The organism is Flavobacterium sp. SM2513, assembly GCF_050908145.1.
In the GTDB taxonomy this organism is placed as follows: domain Bacteria; phylum Bacteroidota; class Bacteroidia; order Flavobacteriales; family Flavobacteriaceae; genus Flavobacterium.
Genome location: NZ_CP194228.1, coordinates 2,794,777 through 2,810,971, shown reverse-complemented (window position 1 = coordinate 2,810,971; position 16,195 = coordinate 2,794,777). Strand labels below are relative to the sequence as shown.

General features: G+C 34.4%; 14 protein-coding genes. 9 read left to right on the top strand and 5 right to left on the bottom strand.

The genetic code is table 11. From position 1 onward, the window contains the following. The first annotated feature begins 48 nt into the window (after positions 1-48). The 4 genes from ACQ5J2_RS11915 (at position 49) to ACQ5J2_RS11900 (ending at position 5,924) form a co-directional block, all read left to right on the top strand. Positions 49-1,110: a T9SS type A sorting domain-containing protein gene (locus ACQ5J2_RS11915; protein ID WP_432670694.1), complete on the top strand. Its 1,062-nt coding sequence runs from the start codon at positions 49-51 to the stop codon at positions 1,108-1,110. A gap of 99 nt (positions 1,111-1,209) precedes the next feature. Beyond that, complete coding sequence (locus ACQ5J2_RS11910) at positions 1,210-2,511, top strand: anthranilate synthase component I family protein (RefSeq protein WP_432670693.1); 1,302 nt, start codon at positions 1,210-1,212, stop codon at positions 2,509-2,511. A gap of 24 nt (positions 2,512-2,535) precedes the next feature. Then, entirely contained in the window at positions 2,536-3,843 is a 1,308-nt protein-coding gene (gene tilS, locus ACQ5J2_RS11905) for a tRNA lysidine(34) synthetase TilS (RefSeq protein ID WP_432670692.1), read from the top strand. Continuing rightward, positions 3,843-5,924 (top strand): protein-disulfide reductase DsbD family protein, encoded by a 2,082-nt coding sequence (locus ACQ5J2_RS11900; RefSeq protein WP_432670691.1) that lies wholly within the window; start codon positions 3,843-3,845, stop codon positions 5,922-5,924. Before tilS ends, ACQ5J2_RS11900 begins: the two co-directional genes overlap by 1 nt. Positions 5,925-6,011: 87 nt before the next feature. Here ACQ5J2_RS11900 and ACQ5J2_RS11895 read toward each other — a convergent pair whose 3' ends face one another. Continuing rightward, a complete protein-coding gene (locus ACQ5J2_RS11895) occupies positions 6,012-7,367 on the bottom strand; it encodes an FAD-dependent oxidoreductase (RefSeq protein WP_432670690.1) in 1,356 nt (451 codons plus the stop codon). 133 nt (positions 7,368-7,500) lie between these two features. Next, positions 7,501-7,974 carry a hypothetical protein gene (locus ACQ5J2_RS11890; protein WP_432670689.1) on the bottom strand — a complete coding sequence of 158 codons (474 nt, stop codon included), beginning with the start codon at positions 7,972-7,974 and terminating at the stop codon, positions 7,501-7,503. A gap of 129 nt (positions 7,975-8,103) precedes the next feature. Between ACQ5J2_RS11890 and ACQ5J2_RS11885 the strand changes: the two genes are divergently transcribed. From ACQ5J2_RS11885 to msrB (ACQ5J2_RS11875), 3 genes are read left to right on the top strand one after another with little or no spacing between them, the layout of a single operon-like run. Continuing rightward, positions 8,104-8,973, top strand: a complete 870-nt coding sequence (locus ACQ5J2_RS11885; RefSeq protein WP_432670688.1) for an alpha/beta fold hydrolase — start codon at positions 8,104-8,106, stop codon at positions 8,971-8,973. Further along, positions 8,974-9,471, top strand: coding sequence for a peptide-methionine (R)-S-oxide reductase MsrB (msrB, locus tag ACQ5J2_RS11880; RefSeq protein WP_432670687.1), 498 nt, complete (start codon positions 8,974-8,976; stop codon positions 9,469-9,471). Positions 9,472-9,477: 6 nt separating this feature from the next. Then, a complete protein-coding gene (msrB, locus tag ACQ5J2_RS11875) occupies positions 9,478-9,864 on the top strand; it encodes a peptide-methionine (R)-S-oxide reductase MsrB (RefSeq protein WP_432670686.1) in 387 nt (128 codons plus the stop codon). A 70-nt stretch (positions 9,865-9,934) separates the two neighbouring features. Here msrB (ACQ5J2_RS11875) and ACQ5J2_RS11870 read toward each other — a convergent pair whose 3' ends face one another. Further along, positions 9,935-10,630, bottom strand: a complete 696-nt coding sequence (locus ACQ5J2_RS11870) for an SIMPL domain-containing protein (RefSeq protein WP_432670685.1) — start codon at positions 10,628-10,630, stop codon at positions 9,935-9,937. A 50-nt stretch (positions 10,631-10,680) separates the two neighbouring features. Continuing rightward, positions 10,681-11,319 carry a rhomboid family intramembrane serine protease gene (locus ACQ5J2_RS11865; RefSeq protein ID WP_432670684.1) on the bottom strand — a complete coding sequence of 213 codons (639 nt, stop codon included), beginning with the start codon at positions 11,317-11,319 and terminating at the stop codon, positions 10,681-10,683. A 108-nt stretch (positions 11,320-11,427) separates the two neighbouring features. Between ACQ5J2_RS11865 and ACQ5J2_RS11860 the strand changes: the two genes are divergently transcribed. Next, on the top strand, positions 11,428-12,327 hold the full coding sequence (locus tag ACQ5J2_RS11860; protein WP_432670683.1) for a lysophospholipid acyltransferase family protein: 900 nt from the start codon (positions 11,428-11,430) through the stop codon (positions 12,325-12,327). 21 nt (positions 12,328-12,348) lie between these two features. Here ACQ5J2_RS11860 and ACQ5J2_RS11855 read toward each other — a convergent pair whose 3' ends face one another. Next, positions 12,349-14,325 carry an LTA synthase family protein gene (locus ACQ5J2_RS11855; protein ID WP_432670682.1) on the bottom strand — a complete coding sequence of 659 codons (1,977 nt, stop codon included), beginning with the start codon at positions 14,323-14,325 and terminating at the stop codon, positions 12,349-12,351. 84 nt (positions 14,326-14,409) lie between these two features. Here ACQ5J2_RS11855 and ACQ5J2_RS11850 point away from each other — a divergent pair, with 84 nt between their 5' ends. Then, positions 14,410-16,182, top strand: coding sequence for an AMP-dependent synthetase/ligase (locus ACQ5J2_RS11850; protein WP_432670681.1), 1,773 nt, complete (start codon positions 14,410-14,412; stop codon positions 16,180-16,182). Positions 16,183-16,195 lie beyond the last annotated feature (13 nt).

Here is a 16,195-nt window from a genome sequence, read left to right as displayed (position 1 = left end):
ACTGTTTTATTTTGTCTATTTTTGTTACGAACTTTAAAAAAACTTACAATGAAAAAAATTTTACTTTCAGTAGCTTTATTAGCTACATCGCTTGGTTTCTCTCAGGCATTACAATCTGAAAATTTTAATGGATTAACTGTTGGAAATCTTTCAACTGACATCACGGGTGCTACTGCTGGACAAGGAAGTTGGTTTACCCTATATTCAAATGGCACAGCACCAACAACATCAACGAATGCAGCCGTTACAAATTCTCAAGTTGTTGCTACCGGACATAATAGTACGAATGGATTAGCACTTGTTGGTCCAAATGGAAACGCAGGTTCAAGGTTTTTATGGAAAGATGGTCTTCCAACTGCTTGGGCTGCACGAACAACAGGAAATAATGTTATTGAAGTTGAAGTAAATGTAAATCCAGGAGCTAGAGGAGTTAGCAGAAATCGTTTTGGTGTTACTATCTACAATGCAGATTACTTAAGATCTTTAGTTGGATTTTCTGTAAACTCTTTCACCGGAGAACTTTTTTTAGTTGCATACGCTACACCTACAGGTCAGGCTGTTGGTAATTATAATTATTCATTAGCAGCGGCTCCGGGAGTACAACTTCCAGAAAACGCATGGAGTAGAGTAGGTATTTCTTATAATTTTACAACAGGACAGGTATCAATAAATTCAACTGCAATAACTGGTGGAGCATTAACTGTAGCTGGAAGCTCAGCCAACACAGCTCCTGCTGAAATTAATTTTGCAGTTTTTAGCGGTTCTACAACAGCTTTACCTAATATTTCTGCAGGAACAATGGTATTTGACAATTTTACTTCTAGAGCAATTGATGTAAGTAATTTATTAGGTACTTCTGATTTTGTAGCAACGAAAGCAACAGTATCTGTATATCCAAATCCTGCAACAGATGTATTGAATGTAAATACAAGTAATTCATCTATTACTGCTGTACAAATCGTTGATTTAAACGGACGTCAAGTAATGACTAAATCATTTAACAACGTTTCTGATGCACAACTTAATGTAAATGAATTATCAGCTGGAATGTATTTAATCAACATTACTTCTGGTGATACAGTTCAAACTAAAAAATTCTTGAAACAATAAGTTTTAAAAAAATAGTTATCTAAAACTCCTCAAATCTTTGAGGAGTTTTTTTTTGTTAAAGGTTTTACAGTAAATTTGAACTTCTAAATTATATTAAAATTGAGAACTGTATTTATACAAACTATTGAAAACCCTACTTTATTAAAAAAGCAATTACTGCAATGGTCTCAACAATTTCGAGAGCTTGTATTTTTGGATTCGAACGAGACCCATAATAGTTATTCTACTTACGATTGTATTCTTGCCGTTGACGCATTTACAGCGATTCAAACAGATTTTTTAAATGCTTTTGAAGATTTGAACATCTATCAAAAAACAACTAAAGACTGGCTCTTTGGGTATTTATCTTATGATTTAAAAAACGATACTGAAAAACTGATTTCTGCAAATAAAGATAGACTACACTTCCCCGACCTTTATTTTTTTCAACCTAAGAAAATTATTTTTTTGAAAGAAAATCAGTTAGAATTTCATTATTTGAATATGTGTGATGATGAAATGGAATCAGATTATCAAGAAATTATTCATTTTCAATTAGAAAATCAAGAAATAAAAACTGAAGTTAGCATTCAGCAAGAAATTTCTAAATCAGACTATCTTCAGAAAGTAACTAAGATGCTAGCATATATTCAGAATGGGACTATTTATGAAGCCAATTTCTGTATGGAGTTTTTCGCTAAGGAAACAATTATCAATCCTTTAGCAACATTTGAATCGTTAAATAAAATTTCAAAGGCACCGTTTTCTTCCTTTTTTAAAAACAACAAGCATTTTGCACTTTCCGCATCTCCCGAACGGTATTTAAAAAAAACAGGCGAAAAATGTATCTCACAACCTATCAAAGGAACTTCAAAACGCTTTGCAGATAAAGAAGAAGATGAATTGAGTAAATTCAATTTAGCAAACGACCCAAAAGAACGTGCTGAAAATATTATGATTGTTGATTTAGTACGAAATGATTTATCAAAAACGGCACAAAAAGAAAGTGTTATTGTTGAAGAATTGTGTGAAATTTATTCCTTTTTGCAAGTCCATCAAATGATTTCTACCATCACTTCTTTAATAAAACCTGAATTTTCCCCTGTTGATGTTTTAAAAACTACCTTTCCCATGGGAAGTATGACTGGTGCTCCTAAAATTTCAGCAATGAACTGTATTGAGGAATTGGAAGAAACAAAAAGAGGTTTATACAGTGGTGCTATTGGTTATTTCACACCAGAAAACGACTTCGATTTCAACGTGGTTATTCGAAGTATTTTGTACAACGAACTAGAAAAGTATGTTTCCTTTTCGGTGGGAAGTGCGATTACTTCAAAATCAGCACCTGAAAAAGAATATGAAGAATGCTTGCTGAAAGCGCGTGCCATGCGATTAGTTTTGAACGACAAAGAATTGTTGTGATTTATATTTTTAGTACTTTTGAAAATGCTTTTAAAATTCTACAAAACTCTTTTAGAAAATTTCCCGGAAATCAAATCCCAAAAAATACTTTTAGCGGTAAGCGGTGGATTGGACAGTATGGTTCTTGCAGAATTGTTTCGACAAAATAAAATAAATTTTGGAGTCGCACACTGCAATTTTAAACTCCGCAAAGAGGAAAGTAATTTGGACCAAAAATTTGTTGAAGAGTATTGTTTTCAACATCAAATTCCCTTTTTTACAACGAGTTTTGACACTGCGGCTTTCGCCAAAGATTTCAAATTGTCCACGCAAGTGGCTGCACGAAAATTGCGTTATGAATATTTTCATGAAATCATTCAGAAAGAAAAATTTGATTGTATCGCGACAGCACACCATTTAGATGATAGTATTGAGACGTTTCTCATCAATCTATCTCGTGGAACAGGAATTGATGGGCTGACGGGAATTCCTTTGCAAAACGACCGTATTATTCGTCCATTATTAAATTTCAGTCGTGATGACATTCACAATTTCGCAACCGAAAATAGTATAGTTTGGCGTGAAGATACTTCAAATGCTACTGATTATTATATCCGAAATAAAATCAGGCACCACCTCACTCCTATTTTAAGAGAAATTAACCCTTCGTTCTCTAAATCCTTTAAGCAAACCTTAACCAATTTGCAACAAGCACAATCATTAATGGAGGATGCTTCGCGAATTGTGTATAAAAAAGTAGTTACCGATGAATTGGATTACAAAAAAATCAATATTTCCGAATTAAAACAACTTTCCAATTACAAAGCGTATTTGTACCAATGGTTACAACCGCTGGGTTTTACGGCGTGGGAAGATATTTATAATTTGGCTACAGCCGAAACTGGAAAGCAAATATTTTCTGAAAATTTTCAATTACTTAAAAATAGAAACTTTCTAATTATAGCTCCAAAAAACAACAATTTCAACGAAGAGTATCAAATTGCCAGGGGAGTTTCAGAAGTTAATTTTCACATAAAACTGCTTTTTTGTAAAGTATCTGAACCCTTTTATAGTACAAATAAAACTATATTTGTCGACGATGAAAAATTAACTTATCCACTAACGTTGAGGCGTTGGAAAACGGGTGATATTTTTTATCCTTTAGGTATGAATGGAAAATCTAAGAAAGTTAGTAAACTTTTTAAAGACGAAAAACGTTCCGTCATCGAAAAAGAAAATGCATGGCTTTTATGTTCCGGAACCGAAATTGTTTGGGTAGTCGGATTACGAGCGGATGAACGATTTAAAATTAGCAACATAACAACCAACATAATACAAATTGACTTCGTATAATGAAAAAATTAATCTACATTTTATTAGCATTCTTTGCAGTTCATTCTTTAAGTGCCCAAATTTTAGACCCCGTAAAATGGAAAACGAAAGTAGTTCAAAAATCAGATACTGAATTTGAATTGATAATGGATGCCACGATTGAAAATGAATGGCACATGTATTCGCAATATACGCCTGATGGTGGTTCACTACCAATGGAGTTTACTTATAAAGATGCTAAAGGAAACTTTATTTTAGTTGGAAAAACTATTGAAAGTAAGTACAAAAAGGCTTATAATGATACGTTCGGCGTAGATGAATATTATTTTGCAAAAACAGCTCAATTTAAGCAAGTTGTAAAAATAAGCGACACCAATTTAAAGGAAATAAAAGTCAACATTTATTACCAAGTTTGTAAGGAACAGTGTATTCAGCAAGATAAAGACTTCGTTTTTAAATTACCAGCGATTAAAATTGCCGAAAAAGTTGTAGCAACAACGACCGATAATTCTGTTGTTGAAACTGTTTTACCCACTGTAATTGAAAATACAGTAGATACAACGGCAACACAAGTTACAGAAGTTGCAGCAGTTACAGAAGCAACATCAACAACTGTTGATGACGCTGTTGCACAAGGTGAAACAGAAAATGAATCGGAAGAAATTAATCTTTGGTTGTTATTTTTAGGAACTCTTTTAGCAGGTGTTTTAGTAACATTCACACCTTGTGTTTTTCCGATGATACCAATGACGGTAAGCTTTTTCTTAAAGCAAAGTGCTGCTGGAGATAAGAAGAAAGGTAGAATAAATGCATTGATGTATGGTTTTTTTATCGTACTTATTTATGTTCTTATTTCATTGCCGTTCCATATATTTCAGAGTTTGAGTCCGGATATTTTTTATGAAATTTCTACAAATCCGTATTTAAATATATTTTTCTTTGTCATATTTCTAGTATTTGCTATTTCATTTTTAGGCGCTTTTGAAATAACTATGCCCTCGTCTTTAGCAAATAAAGTAGACAATGCATCTAACAAAGGTGGTTTTGCCGGAATTTTCTTTATGGCCTTAACATTAATCATTGTTTCATTTTCATGTACAGGGCCTGCTTTAGGAGCTGTTATTGGTGGTGTTCTATCAACAGATGGTGGTGCAACATTATTAACAATTGCAATGCTAGGTTTTGGAGTAGGATTGGCATTTCCATTTGTAATCTTTGCTTTATTCCCAAGTATGATGGGGAATTTACCAAAATCAGGTGGCTGGTTGAATACCGTTAAAGTTGTTTTTGGTTTCATTGAATTGGCATTGGCCTTCAAATTCCTATCGATGGCAGATTTAGTAATGGATTGGCATTTGCTAGAACGTGAAACATTCCTTGCCGTATGGATTGCAATCTTTGGAGTTATGGCTCTTTACTTATTTGGCAAAATCACATTACCACATGATAGTCCATTATCGCATATATCGGTAGGTCGATTATTATTGGGATTAGTAACGCTTACCTTTACAGTTTACTTGATTCCAGGTCTTTGGGGTGCTCCTTTGAACATAATTAGTGGTTTCCCGCCTCCAATGAGTTATAGCGAAAGTCCGAACGGTGTTGGCTCCAAGAATCTAATAACTTCTGGTGCATCAAATAGTACTTTACCAGAACACGCTCAATATGGACCACATAATATTGTGGCATTTCATAATTATGATGAAGGTTTGGCTTATGCCAAAAAAGTAAACAAACCTGTACTGATTGATTTCACAGGTGTTACGTGTGTAAATTGTAGAAGAATGGAAGAAAAAGTATGGTCTAAACCGGAAATTTTATCCATCCTGAAAGAAGATATTGTGATGATTTCCTTATTTGTAGATGACCGTACGCCTTTGCCAAAAGAAGATGTTTATGTCACTGCCAATGGAAAAGAAATTGATACGTATGGTAAAAAATGGAGTGATTATGCTATCACAAAATACAAAGCGAACATTCAGCCGTATTATATTTTAATGGGCCATGACGAAGAAAATCTGAATAAACCTGTTGGATATACTCCAGAAGTAGACGAATACAAGGCTTGGTTATTAGAAGGAATAGGAAATTTCAAAAAATAACAACTTTCTTATAATTGAAAATGCACTGATGCTAAATTGATAGCGTCAGTCCATTTTTTTTATTTCAAAGTTGAAAATATAAAAAGGCTATATTCTATTAATTAATTTTCGGGCAGCCGTTTGAACAGGATCCCAAACTGGAGAAACGGGTGGAGCATAGGATAAATCTAAATCTATAATATTTTGCAGCGTCAGTTTACTGGTTAAAGCAGTTGCTAAAACATCAATTCGTTTAGCAGCATCCTCTTCGCCAATAATTTGTCCTCCTAATAGTTTCCCTGTACCCTTTTCTGCGATTAATTTGACAAAGATATCTTTAGCCTCGGGATAATAATGTGCTCTCGTTTTAGATTTAATAATTGTTGAAACAAAATCAATTTTAAATGCGACACATTCGCTTTCAAGCAAACCTGTTCGGGCAATTTCATAGACACAAATTTTGCAAACTGCTGTTGCCACAACTCCCGGAAATTTTAATGTTCCACCAGCAATGTTAGTTCCCGCCACTAACCCTGTTTTATTGGCAACGGTTCCTAATGCGATGTAAAAAGGCTTGTTACTGACTAAGTTTTTTGTTTCAGCACAATCTCCAGCAGCCCAAACATTTTTTACATTTGTTTGTTGGTATCGATTGACTTTAATCGCTTTTCGATCCGATAATTTGATTTTTGATTTTGCCAGAAACGACGTGTTTGGAGCAGTTCCCATTCCTAAAATAACCATGTCCGCTTTTATCGTTTTCTTGTCGGTGACAACTGCCGTAACCTTACCCTCTTTTTCTTCAAAATAGGATAAAGATTCTGAGTTGAAAATGGTAACACCTAATTCTACTAATACTTCATGTACTTTCTTTCCCATATCAGGGTCTAAAGTGGCCATTACTTCCTTTGCTCTATCAATAATAGTAACTTCAATTCCTTTCAAAATCAAAGCTTCTGCCATTTCTAAACCTATGTAACCTCCTCCGACAATTACTGCTTTTTTAGGTTGGTGTTTCGTAATAAAGGCGTCCACTTTCTTACCGCTATTCAACGTTTGAATGCCAAAAATCCCGTCTGCAGTATGATTTTTTACTTCTGGACAAAACGCTTTTCCACCTGTGGCAATCAGAAGTGCATCATACGATTCCCAAAACTGGGTTTTATCATTATAATTGTGAACCAGAACTTTATTATTGTCCGTATCCACTTCTAAAACTTCGTGCAATGTTTTTGCTTTAATATTGTACTTTTCAATAAATTTTTCAGGCGAACGTACAATTAGCTCTTCTAAATTTTCAACTTTTCCGGAGATAAAATAGGGAATTCCACAAGCCGAATACGAAGTGTATTCAGATTTTTCAAAAACAATTATTTCAAAATCAGGTTGTTCTCTTCTGACTTTTGATGCCGCTGACATTCCCGCCGCATCTCCTCCTATAACTACTAGTTTCTTTTTTTTCATAAGACAATCTGTTCAAAATTTAAAAAGTGCTTTTAATGAATAGTAATTTACAAAAAAAAGTGCCTGGATTTTTTAAGTTTGAGAAAATTATAACTTTGAAGATTAATTCAGTTTGTTTTTGTGCCAAGAATATTTACTCGTCATCATCTAAAAAATCATTCATCCCAGAGTAATCATCATCATATTGATTTGGAGGATTTGCACCTGCGGGATTGAACATTCCCCAATCGTCCCAAAGGTGATTCTCAGTGTCAAATGATTCGATCCACTCGATAAAAAGTAACCGAAATTCTTCTAATTCCTGTCGGATTAACGTCACATATTCTAAATCCTTAAATTTAGTATGAAACCGTAAACTCCCTATTTGTGCATAAAGATGAAGAGCATGGTATCGGATAACGGCGGCATTTTGCATTCGAATACTGTATAAATCACCTCCTTCAGCACCCGCTATTTTCGCAGGTATGACTATGGCGTCTTCCATCATCAAACTTTTTGATTGTACTAAAAAAACATCGTCTTCTGGCAAAGCCAACATCAAACTTTCAACTAATTTGCAAATTCCCAGCGCTTTTTGGTAAATCGATAACTCTTCCACTTTTTTCATGCCTTAAATTTATCAAATTAAATTAGAAAACACAGAAATGCCTGCATAGTTTTTTATTTATGGTTAATTTATGAAATTGTGAACCCTAGTTCTTTGAATAAAATAATAACTTGCATAAAAATTGAATTCATGACCAAACGCAAATCAACTTCTAAAAACTCGCAAGAAGTACCGAAATTGATTATTTTAACTGCTGGAATATTAGAAAAATTTTCTACCAGACTTGCTGTTCGTTTCGCTGCAAAATTATTCACAACTCCTATTAAGCATAAGATGCCGCATCGTGAGTTTAATATGGATAAAAACTCGAAACAGTCGGTATTGAAAGTTCCAGAAATTAATAAAGAAATCGTTGTTTATGAATTAGGGAACGGTCCAAAAAAAGTATTGTTAGTTCATGGTTGGTCCGGTCGAGGAACTCAATTGTTTAAAATTGCAGAAACTTTAGTTGAAAATGGTTTTTCCGTTGTGAGTTTTGACGCTCCAGCCCATGGGAAATCAGCTGGAAATTCATCGATTATGGTCGAATTTATTGCATCGATAAAAGAAATTGACAAAAAATTCGGTCCTTTTGAAGCAGCCGTTGGACATTCTTTGGGAGGGATGGCATTATTTAATTCAATCAAAGATGGTGTCGCATTTAAAAGTCTAGTAACTATTGGAAGTGGTGATGTTGTAAAAGATATTATCGACGAATTTATTTCAAAGTTAAAATTAAAAAAAGCAAATGGATTGTTCCTAACCCGACATTTTGAAGAGAAATACAATAAAACCATGGACAGTTTTTCTGCGTATTTATCTGCAAAGGAAGTGAACATTCCGGTTTTAGTAATTCACGATGAAAACGACGCCGATGTTCCTCTAAATGCAGCAATACACATTCACGAACATTTAAAAAACGGCTCTTTATTTATTACCAAAAAATTAGGGCATCGCAAAATATTAGGAGATGAAAAAGTGATTGCAAAAACAATTGAGTTTATCAATAATTCAAAATAAATGAAAAAGATACTATTCATATTCATCTTATTGTTAACATTGACATCATGTCAAGGTCAAACCAAGAAAGCTTCCGAAAGAAATACGGTAGCAAAATCAGGTGAAGTTTCTAAAAAAACAGAAGCTGAATGGAAGGCAGAATTAACTCCAGAACAATATCAAGTATTACGCGAAAAAGGTACCGAAAGAGCCTTTACCGGTGAATATTGGAACACATTTGAAGAAGGAAAATACGTTTGTGCAGCATGTGAACAAACACTTTTCAATTCTGATTCTAAATATGTTTCAGACTGTGGTTGGCCTTCTTTCGACCGAGCAATTAAGGGCTCCGTTATTTATAAAGATGATTCAAGCTTTGGTATGACTCGAACGGAAGTATTGTGTTCAAACTGCCAAAGTCATTTGGGACATGTTTTTGAAGACGGTCCAAAAGAAACTACCGGAGAACGTTTTTGTACCAACTCCGTTTCTATAAAATTTATTCCAGCTAAAAAATAAACAATTATGAGTTATCCAATAAACAAAACTGAAGAACAATGGAAAGCGGAATTAGGTGCTGAACGGTACCGAGTTTTACGCCAAAAAGGTACTGAAGCTCCACATTCTGGCACCTACAATGTACATTTTGAAAAAGGAACCTACTGTTGTGGCGCTTGTAATGAACCTCTTTTTGAAAGCAGTTCAAAATTTGACGCCCATTGTGGTTGGCCTTCTTTTGATGAATCTATTCCGGGAAAGGTAGAATATATTAAAGATACAACGCATGGAATGATTCGCACAGAAATTGTATGTGCCAATTGTGGCAGTCATTTAGGACACGTTTTTGACGATGGTCCAAGTCAAACACGTCAACGCTATTGCGTGAATTCGCTATCTGTTGATTTTAAGTAATAATAAGGAAGCCTTTCAAAATTAAATCTGAAAGGCTTCTTCTTTAAAAGTGATAAGATAATGGTCTCACTTAAGGTTTATACTCTAACAGAAAACTTACAGAGACATTGGCTGTAACTTCAATTTCTCCAGGAGCCAATGTTTCATTTCCTGCAACATCTGCCATTTTCATTGCCATCATTTCATAACGTGGTTGTGGATAATTGTCCTGTGAATTATCTACAATTGTATGAGCATAATGTAATTTCAAATTGCCCAACGCGTCTACATAATCTTGTGCTTTTGCTTTTGCGTTTTGAATTGCTAATTTTCGTGCTTGCGATTTATGCGATTCAATTTTTGATGATTGAAAATTAATATTTCCAATTCTGTTTGTTCCCGATTCTACTAATCCTGCCATCAACTGGTCGTACATCCCTAAATCTTTAATCAAAATTTGAATGGATTGGACGGCGAAGTAATTGTGTTTTTTCTTTTCATAATCATATTGATCATTTAAGGAAACACGAGTGGTTTGAAAATCCTCTTTAGCAATACCCATTTTTTTGATGTATTTCAAAACAGCATCTACTTTCGAATCGTTTTCTTTTTTCACATCAGCCGCTTTTGTTCCATTAGATTCAACAGAAATGGAGATACTCACTTGGTCTGGAACGACCTTTACCTTTCCTTCGCCAACAACCGTAATCATGGATTTTGAATCTTGAGCATGGATTTGGCCTAAAGCCATAAAAAATGTGAGGGCAATAATTAAATTCTTTTTCATTTGAATTGGTTTTATGATTAGTAATTTTCTTAAAGTCAAAATTTGTGCCATTACAGTTTTCCCATTCGAGCCATAACGAATAGAATAAGTATTGGAATCGCTAGAATAACGACCATAAAGGTATTGTCAGTTAACATTTCGGGTTGTTTGATTATCGTAAATAGATAACCGCCAATAGCTCCGCCAAAATGAGCTGTATGTCCGATGTTATCGTTTTTAGCTCGCATTCCGTAAATAGAATACAGCAAATAAATGATTCCAAATAAATAAGCCGGCATTGGAATGATGAAAAAGATGCCTAACATCATATCCGGCTGCAATAAAATAGCAGAATATAAAATTCCCGTAACCGCTCCAGAGGCACCGATGGCCCGGTAATTCAAATCGTTTTTATGTAGATATAAAGTCAGTAAATTTCCAAAAAGCAGACTTGAAATATAAATTAATGCAAATGATATTTCGCCTAAATGAGCTACTACTACAGGTGCGAAAAAATACAAAGTCAACATATTAAAGAACAAATGTCCCATATCGGCATGCAGAAAAGCGGAAGAAAACATTCTAACTTGTTCGCCATTTCTAATACTACCTATGTGAAAATCATATTTTCTAAAAAAAAGAATATCATTAAAACCTTTGTAACTAAAAAGTACATTTGCAGCGATAATGATAATTAAAATAGTGCTCATAAATTTATTTTTGAAGCACAAATTTACACAAATAGGATTCATGCGGTGTTATAAATACCCTAAATACGAAGAAATAGAAGTATATTTGCAGAAAAATTATTCCTCTTTATGCAGTTACTTGCTTATATTTTGATGTATCCCATCTTGTGGTTCATTTCAATTTTACCTTTTCGCATATTATATATATTTTCTGATTTTGTTTGTTTTTGGGTTTACAACGTTTTTGGTTATCGAAAGAAAACCGTACGGAAAAATATTGCATTGACCTTACCAAATTTAAATACAAAGGAACGACTTGATATTGAACGAAAATTTTACACCCACATGTGTGATATGTTTCTTGAAATGATAAAGACGATGAATATTTCTGAAAAAGAAATCAATCGTCGGTTTGTGCTAACCAATCTTGAACTCATTAAAGAATACGAAAGCAAAGGGAAAAGTGTAATCATCATGTGTGCTCATTATGCAAGTTGGGAATGGCTGATTAATATTGCCAAAAAAATGAATTACAGCAGTATTGGTATTTATAAAAAAATCAACAATAAATATTTTGACAAATTAATTCGAGATATTCGTTCACGACTTAAAGCAGAATTGGTTGAAACCAAAAAAACCGTCGAGTTAATGGAATACAATGAGGCAAATGGTATCAAGGCTTTTTACGGATTTGCAAGTGATCAATCGCCTCAACTAATGAAAGCGAGGTACTGGGACAATTTCATGGGATTGGAAGTTCCCGTTTATACCGGTGCCGAAATGTTAGCCAAAAAACTAGACATGAACATCGTTTTTGCACGTGTGAAAAAAGTTAAACGCGGTTTTTATCAAGCCACCATTGTTCCGCTTGTTGATAATCCTAGAGATTACCAGGATTACGAAATCACTTCCTTATTTTTACGGGAAGTTGAAAAGCAAATTCTTGAAGCTCCAGAATACTATTTTTGGACGCATAAACGTTGGAAACATGTAGGCAAAAAGAAACATGAAAATAAGATTTTGGTATAAAAACCTCCGTTTCCGTACCACTTATTGTTTTCCATCCAGCTTTTTATCTACAATTCGATTCATATAATCTTGCACAAAAGCTTTCACTTTTATTTCCATAACGTCCATCTCGGGCGTTCGATTGGTAATTAAATTGTGTAACATCGCTTTGTCGTCTTTGGCATAAAAGCCCACCGCTTTCTTTCCATCGAATGTGCAAATGTAGTCGCCATTCATGTATTGGTACAAATTCGAACCAAATTTAACTACAAAAGGCTCCATTCCATTTGGATTCACCAAACTTCTACCCCAACTTCTAAACGGTTTTTGGTATCCAATCATATCTAGTATTGTGGGATAAATATCAATTTGCTGAGCCCAATCGTCGTTTACACCCGTAAAACGTTCGTCTGCCGAGTAAAACAATATAGGAACCGTATTTCGCATAAATTCTTTGCGGTACTCTTCATAAAAAATCGTATTGGAATGATCCGCAACCATTACAAAAATAGTGTTTTTAAACCACGGCTCCTTTTTAGCCGCTTCAAAAAATTTGCGTAAAGCAAAATCGGTGTAACCAATTCCTTCGTGAATGTTGATGTCTCCTTTCGGAAATTTTCCTGCATATTTTTCAGGAATTTTATAGGGTTCATGTGACGAAACCGAAAATAAGGTAGCCATGAACGGTTGTGGTTTTTTATCTAAGACGGTTTTCATATACTGGAAAAAGGGCTCATCCCAAATTCCCCAAACACCATCAAAATCCGCATCATTATTATAATCTGTTTTACCATAATAATGCTGAATTCCTAAAATATTTGCAAAACCTAAAAATCCCATCGAACCGTTTGGAGCACCATGAAAAAAGCTGGTGTCGTATCCTTCGTCATTTAAAACGGAAACCAAGGATTGTGTTTTCTGTTTGACAAATGCTGACGAAGTGTAGGCATCTTTGAACGAAGGAACACCTGCTAAAATAGACGACATTCCATGTATTGACTTAAACCCATTGGCATAGGCATTGGTAAAAATCAAACTGTGTTGTGCCAAGGAATCTACAAAAGGCGTGTAACTTTTAAAATCATGAATAGTGGTGTTTTTATTGAAACTTCCAAAATACTCCCGACTGTTACTCTCTAAAATCAGCACGACTACATTGGGTTTCGTAACTGGATTATTGTGATATTCTTTTATAGGCTGCACGTATTTTTGAATATCATTCTCAGACACCATATTCATTTTCTTGAACGTATTCACGTTTAAAGTTCGAATGATTGCGAAAGGGGTGTTTAAAACAAAATCTCCTTGAGAAACATGCGTTACGTAACGATTGGCATCAAGCAAATTAATCGGTCGCGTGCTTTTCTTGAAATCACCGCGAATACCGCCAATCGCTAAGGTTACGATGGCCAAAAATATAACTGTTGAAAATATAAAATATTTACCGTTCACTTGAGCAGCTTCGGGACGAACTTTTACTTTTTTATACAGATAAATCCATAATGCAGAGAACGCAAAAAGCAGTACAAATACATGCCAATAATTGATTAAAAAACTACCCAAAAGTGCCATTTTATTCGACTCGTGTTCCAAAGAATCCATAGCGGCAAAAGTGGTTCGAGAGAAGATAAAACGGTAGTAAATTAAATCAATAAAATTGCTACTCCAAATGGTTATATTTGAAAGAAAGTAAACCGCGAAAAGTATATTTTGGTAGCTTCTTTTTGTATTAATAACCGCTGGTAAGACCGATAAAATTATAAATAGGCTGTTTGAATACAAAATAGCAGTAGTATCAAAGGCCAATCCATGATAATAGAGTCTAAAAAACTCATACATACTATCTATTTTCAATAAACTCGAATTATAAATAAAAAAGAGTAATCTTGTAAAGAAGTAAAAGAAATACGCCAATAATAATCTATATCCCAATACCTTATATTCGTTTCCTCGAAACATATTTTGCATAACTTGAATTGATTTTTCCTTTAATAAAGAGTACAAAACTACATATTTCATAAGGATTATTTAATATTACTACTAAATATTGTGAATGAAATTTTAATTAATTAATTTGCATCAACAAAATTCAATTTGAACAAAATGACGAGCATCACCCGATTATTTGATTTTCCGTATCATCAACAGCAAAAACACAACATTCCCGACGCTTTGGTTACCAAAAAAGACGGAGTTTGGGTCAAAACTTCAACCGATGAATACCTCAAACTGGCCAACACCTTTTCAAGAGGATTGTTGCGAATGGGTGTGAAAAAAGACACCAAAATAGCCGTTATTTCAAGTACAAATCGCACAGAATGGCACATTCTCGATATTGGAATTTTGCAAATAGGTGCTCAAAATGTCCCTGTTTATCCTACGATTTCTGAAGAAGATTACGACTATATTCTAAATCATTCTGAAGCCGAATATTGTTTTGTTTCAGACGAAGGCGTTTTAGAAAAAGTGAATGCCATTCGGAAAAATGTGCCTAAATTAAAAGAAGTATTTTCATTTGAAGATATTAGCGGCTGCAAAAACTGGCAAGAAATTCTGGAATTAGGTAAAGACGAAAGTAACCAAAACGAAGTAGATACAGCAAAAGACGCCGTTTCTGAAGAAGATTTGGCAACTATAATTTATACTTCTGGAACTACTGGAAGACCCAAAGGTGTAATGCTTTCGCACAAGAATATTGTTTCAGATGTTTTAAATAGTGAAAAAAGAATCCCCTTTGAAGGCGGAAAAACAAAAGCCTTAAGCTTCCTTCCTATTTGTCATATTTTTGAAAGAATGGTGGTTTATTTGTACCAATATTATGGTGTGGGAATTTATTTTGCCGAATCCATTGACAAATTAAGTGATAACCTTAAAGAAACCAAGCCTCATGTGATTACCGCTGTACCGCGTCTTCTTGAAAAAGTGTATGATAAAATTTATGCAAAAGGAGCCGATTTAAGTGGCATCAAAAAAATATTATTTTTCTGGGCAATTGATTTAGGTTTGCGATACGAACCTTACGGGCAAAATGGTTGGTGGTATGAAAAGCAATTGGCTTTGGCACGAAAACTTATTTTCAGTAAATGGAAAGAAGGATTAGGAGGCAATTTGAGTCTGATGGTTTCAGGAAGTGCCGCATTGCAACCTCGCTTGAGTCGGATTTTTGCAGCAGCTGAAATACCCGTGATGGAAGGCTATGGTTTGACAGAAACTTCACCCGTTATTGCAGTAAATGACATGCGGAATCGCGGTTTTAAAGTCGGAACTGTAGGAAAAGTAATCGATAATGTTGAAGTTAAAATTGCGGAAGACGGAGAAATTCTTTGCAAAGGTCCAAATGTGATGATGGGTTACTTTAAAGACCAAGAAAAAACAGACGAAGCAATCAAAGACGGGTATTTTCATACGGGAGATATTGGTGAAATTGATTCAGAAGGCTTCTTGAAAATTACCGACCGTAAAAAAGAAATGTTCAAAACTTCGGGCGGAAAATACATTGCACCCCAACTTATTGAAAATGCGATGAAGCAGTCTCGATTTATTGGTGAAATTATGGTTATTGGCGATGGCGAAAAAATGCCGGCTGCTTTTATACAACCTGATTTTGACTTTGTTAAAAAATGGGCTAAGAAAAAAGGAGTTAAAGTTAACACCAATGAAGACTTAATAAAAAATGAAGCCGTTTTAAAGCGTTTTCAAGAAGAAGTAGACGAAATTAATAAGAAATTTGGGCATTGGGAACAAATAAAACGTTTTGAACTTACCGCAGACGCCTGGACGGTAGATGGAGGTCAACTTACTCCAACCATGAAATTAAAGAGAAAAGTAATGATGGAGATTTATAAAGATTTGTACGCAAAAATTTATAATATATAATTCGTATTGCGTA

Coding starts and splice junctions, on each gene's coding strand:
- ACQ5J2_RS11915 (WP_432670694.1), top strand. CDS start 49: ATGAAAAAAATTTTACTTTCAGTAGCTTTATTAGCTACATCGCTTGGT.
- tilS (WP_432670692.1), top strand. CDS start 2,536: ATGCTTTTAAAATTCTACAAAACTCTTTTAGAAAATTTCCCGGAAATC.
- ACQ5J2_RS11900 (WP_432670691.1), top strand. CDS start 3,843: ATGAAAAAATTAATCTACATTTTATTAGCATTCTTTGCAGTTCATTCT.
- ACQ5J2_RS11895 (WP_432670690.1), bottom strand. CDS start 7,367: ATGAAAAAAAAGAAACTAGTAGTTATAGGAGGAGATGCGGCGGGAATG.
- ACQ5J2_RS11890 (WP_432670689.1), bottom strand. CDS start 7,974: ATGAAAAAAGTGGAAGAGTTATCGATTTACCAAAAAGCGCTGGGAATT.
- ACQ5J2_RS11885 (WP_432670688.1), top strand. CDS start 8,104: ATGACCAAACGCAAATCAACTTCTAAAAACTCGCAAGAAGTACCGAAA.
- msrB (WP_432670687.1), top strand. CDS start 8,974: ATGAAAAAGATACTATTCATATTCATCTTATTGTTAACATTGACATCA.
- msrB (WP_432670686.1), top strand. CDS start 9,478: ATGAGTTATCCAATAAACAAAACTGAAGAACAATGGAAAGCGGAATTA.
- ACQ5J2_RS11870 (WP_432670685.1), bottom strand. CDS start 10,630: ATGAAAAAGAATTTAATTATTGCCCTCACATTTTTTATGGCTTTAGGC.
- ACQ5J2_RS11865 (WP_432670684.1), bottom strand. CDS start 11,319: ATGAGCACTATTTTAATTATCATTATCGCTGCAAATGTACTTTTTAGT.
- ACQ5J2_RS11860 (WP_432670683.1), top strand. CDS start 11,428: ATGCAGTTACTTGCTTATATTTTGATGTATCCCATCTTGTGGTTCATT.
- ACQ5J2_RS11855 (WP_432670682.1), bottom strand. CDS start 14,325: ATGAAATATGTAGTTTTGTACTCTTTATTAAAGGAAAAATCAATTCAA.
- ACQ5J2_RS11850 (WP_432670681.1), top strand. CDS start 14,410: ATGACGAGCATCACCCGATTATTTGATTTTCCGTATCATCAACAGCAA.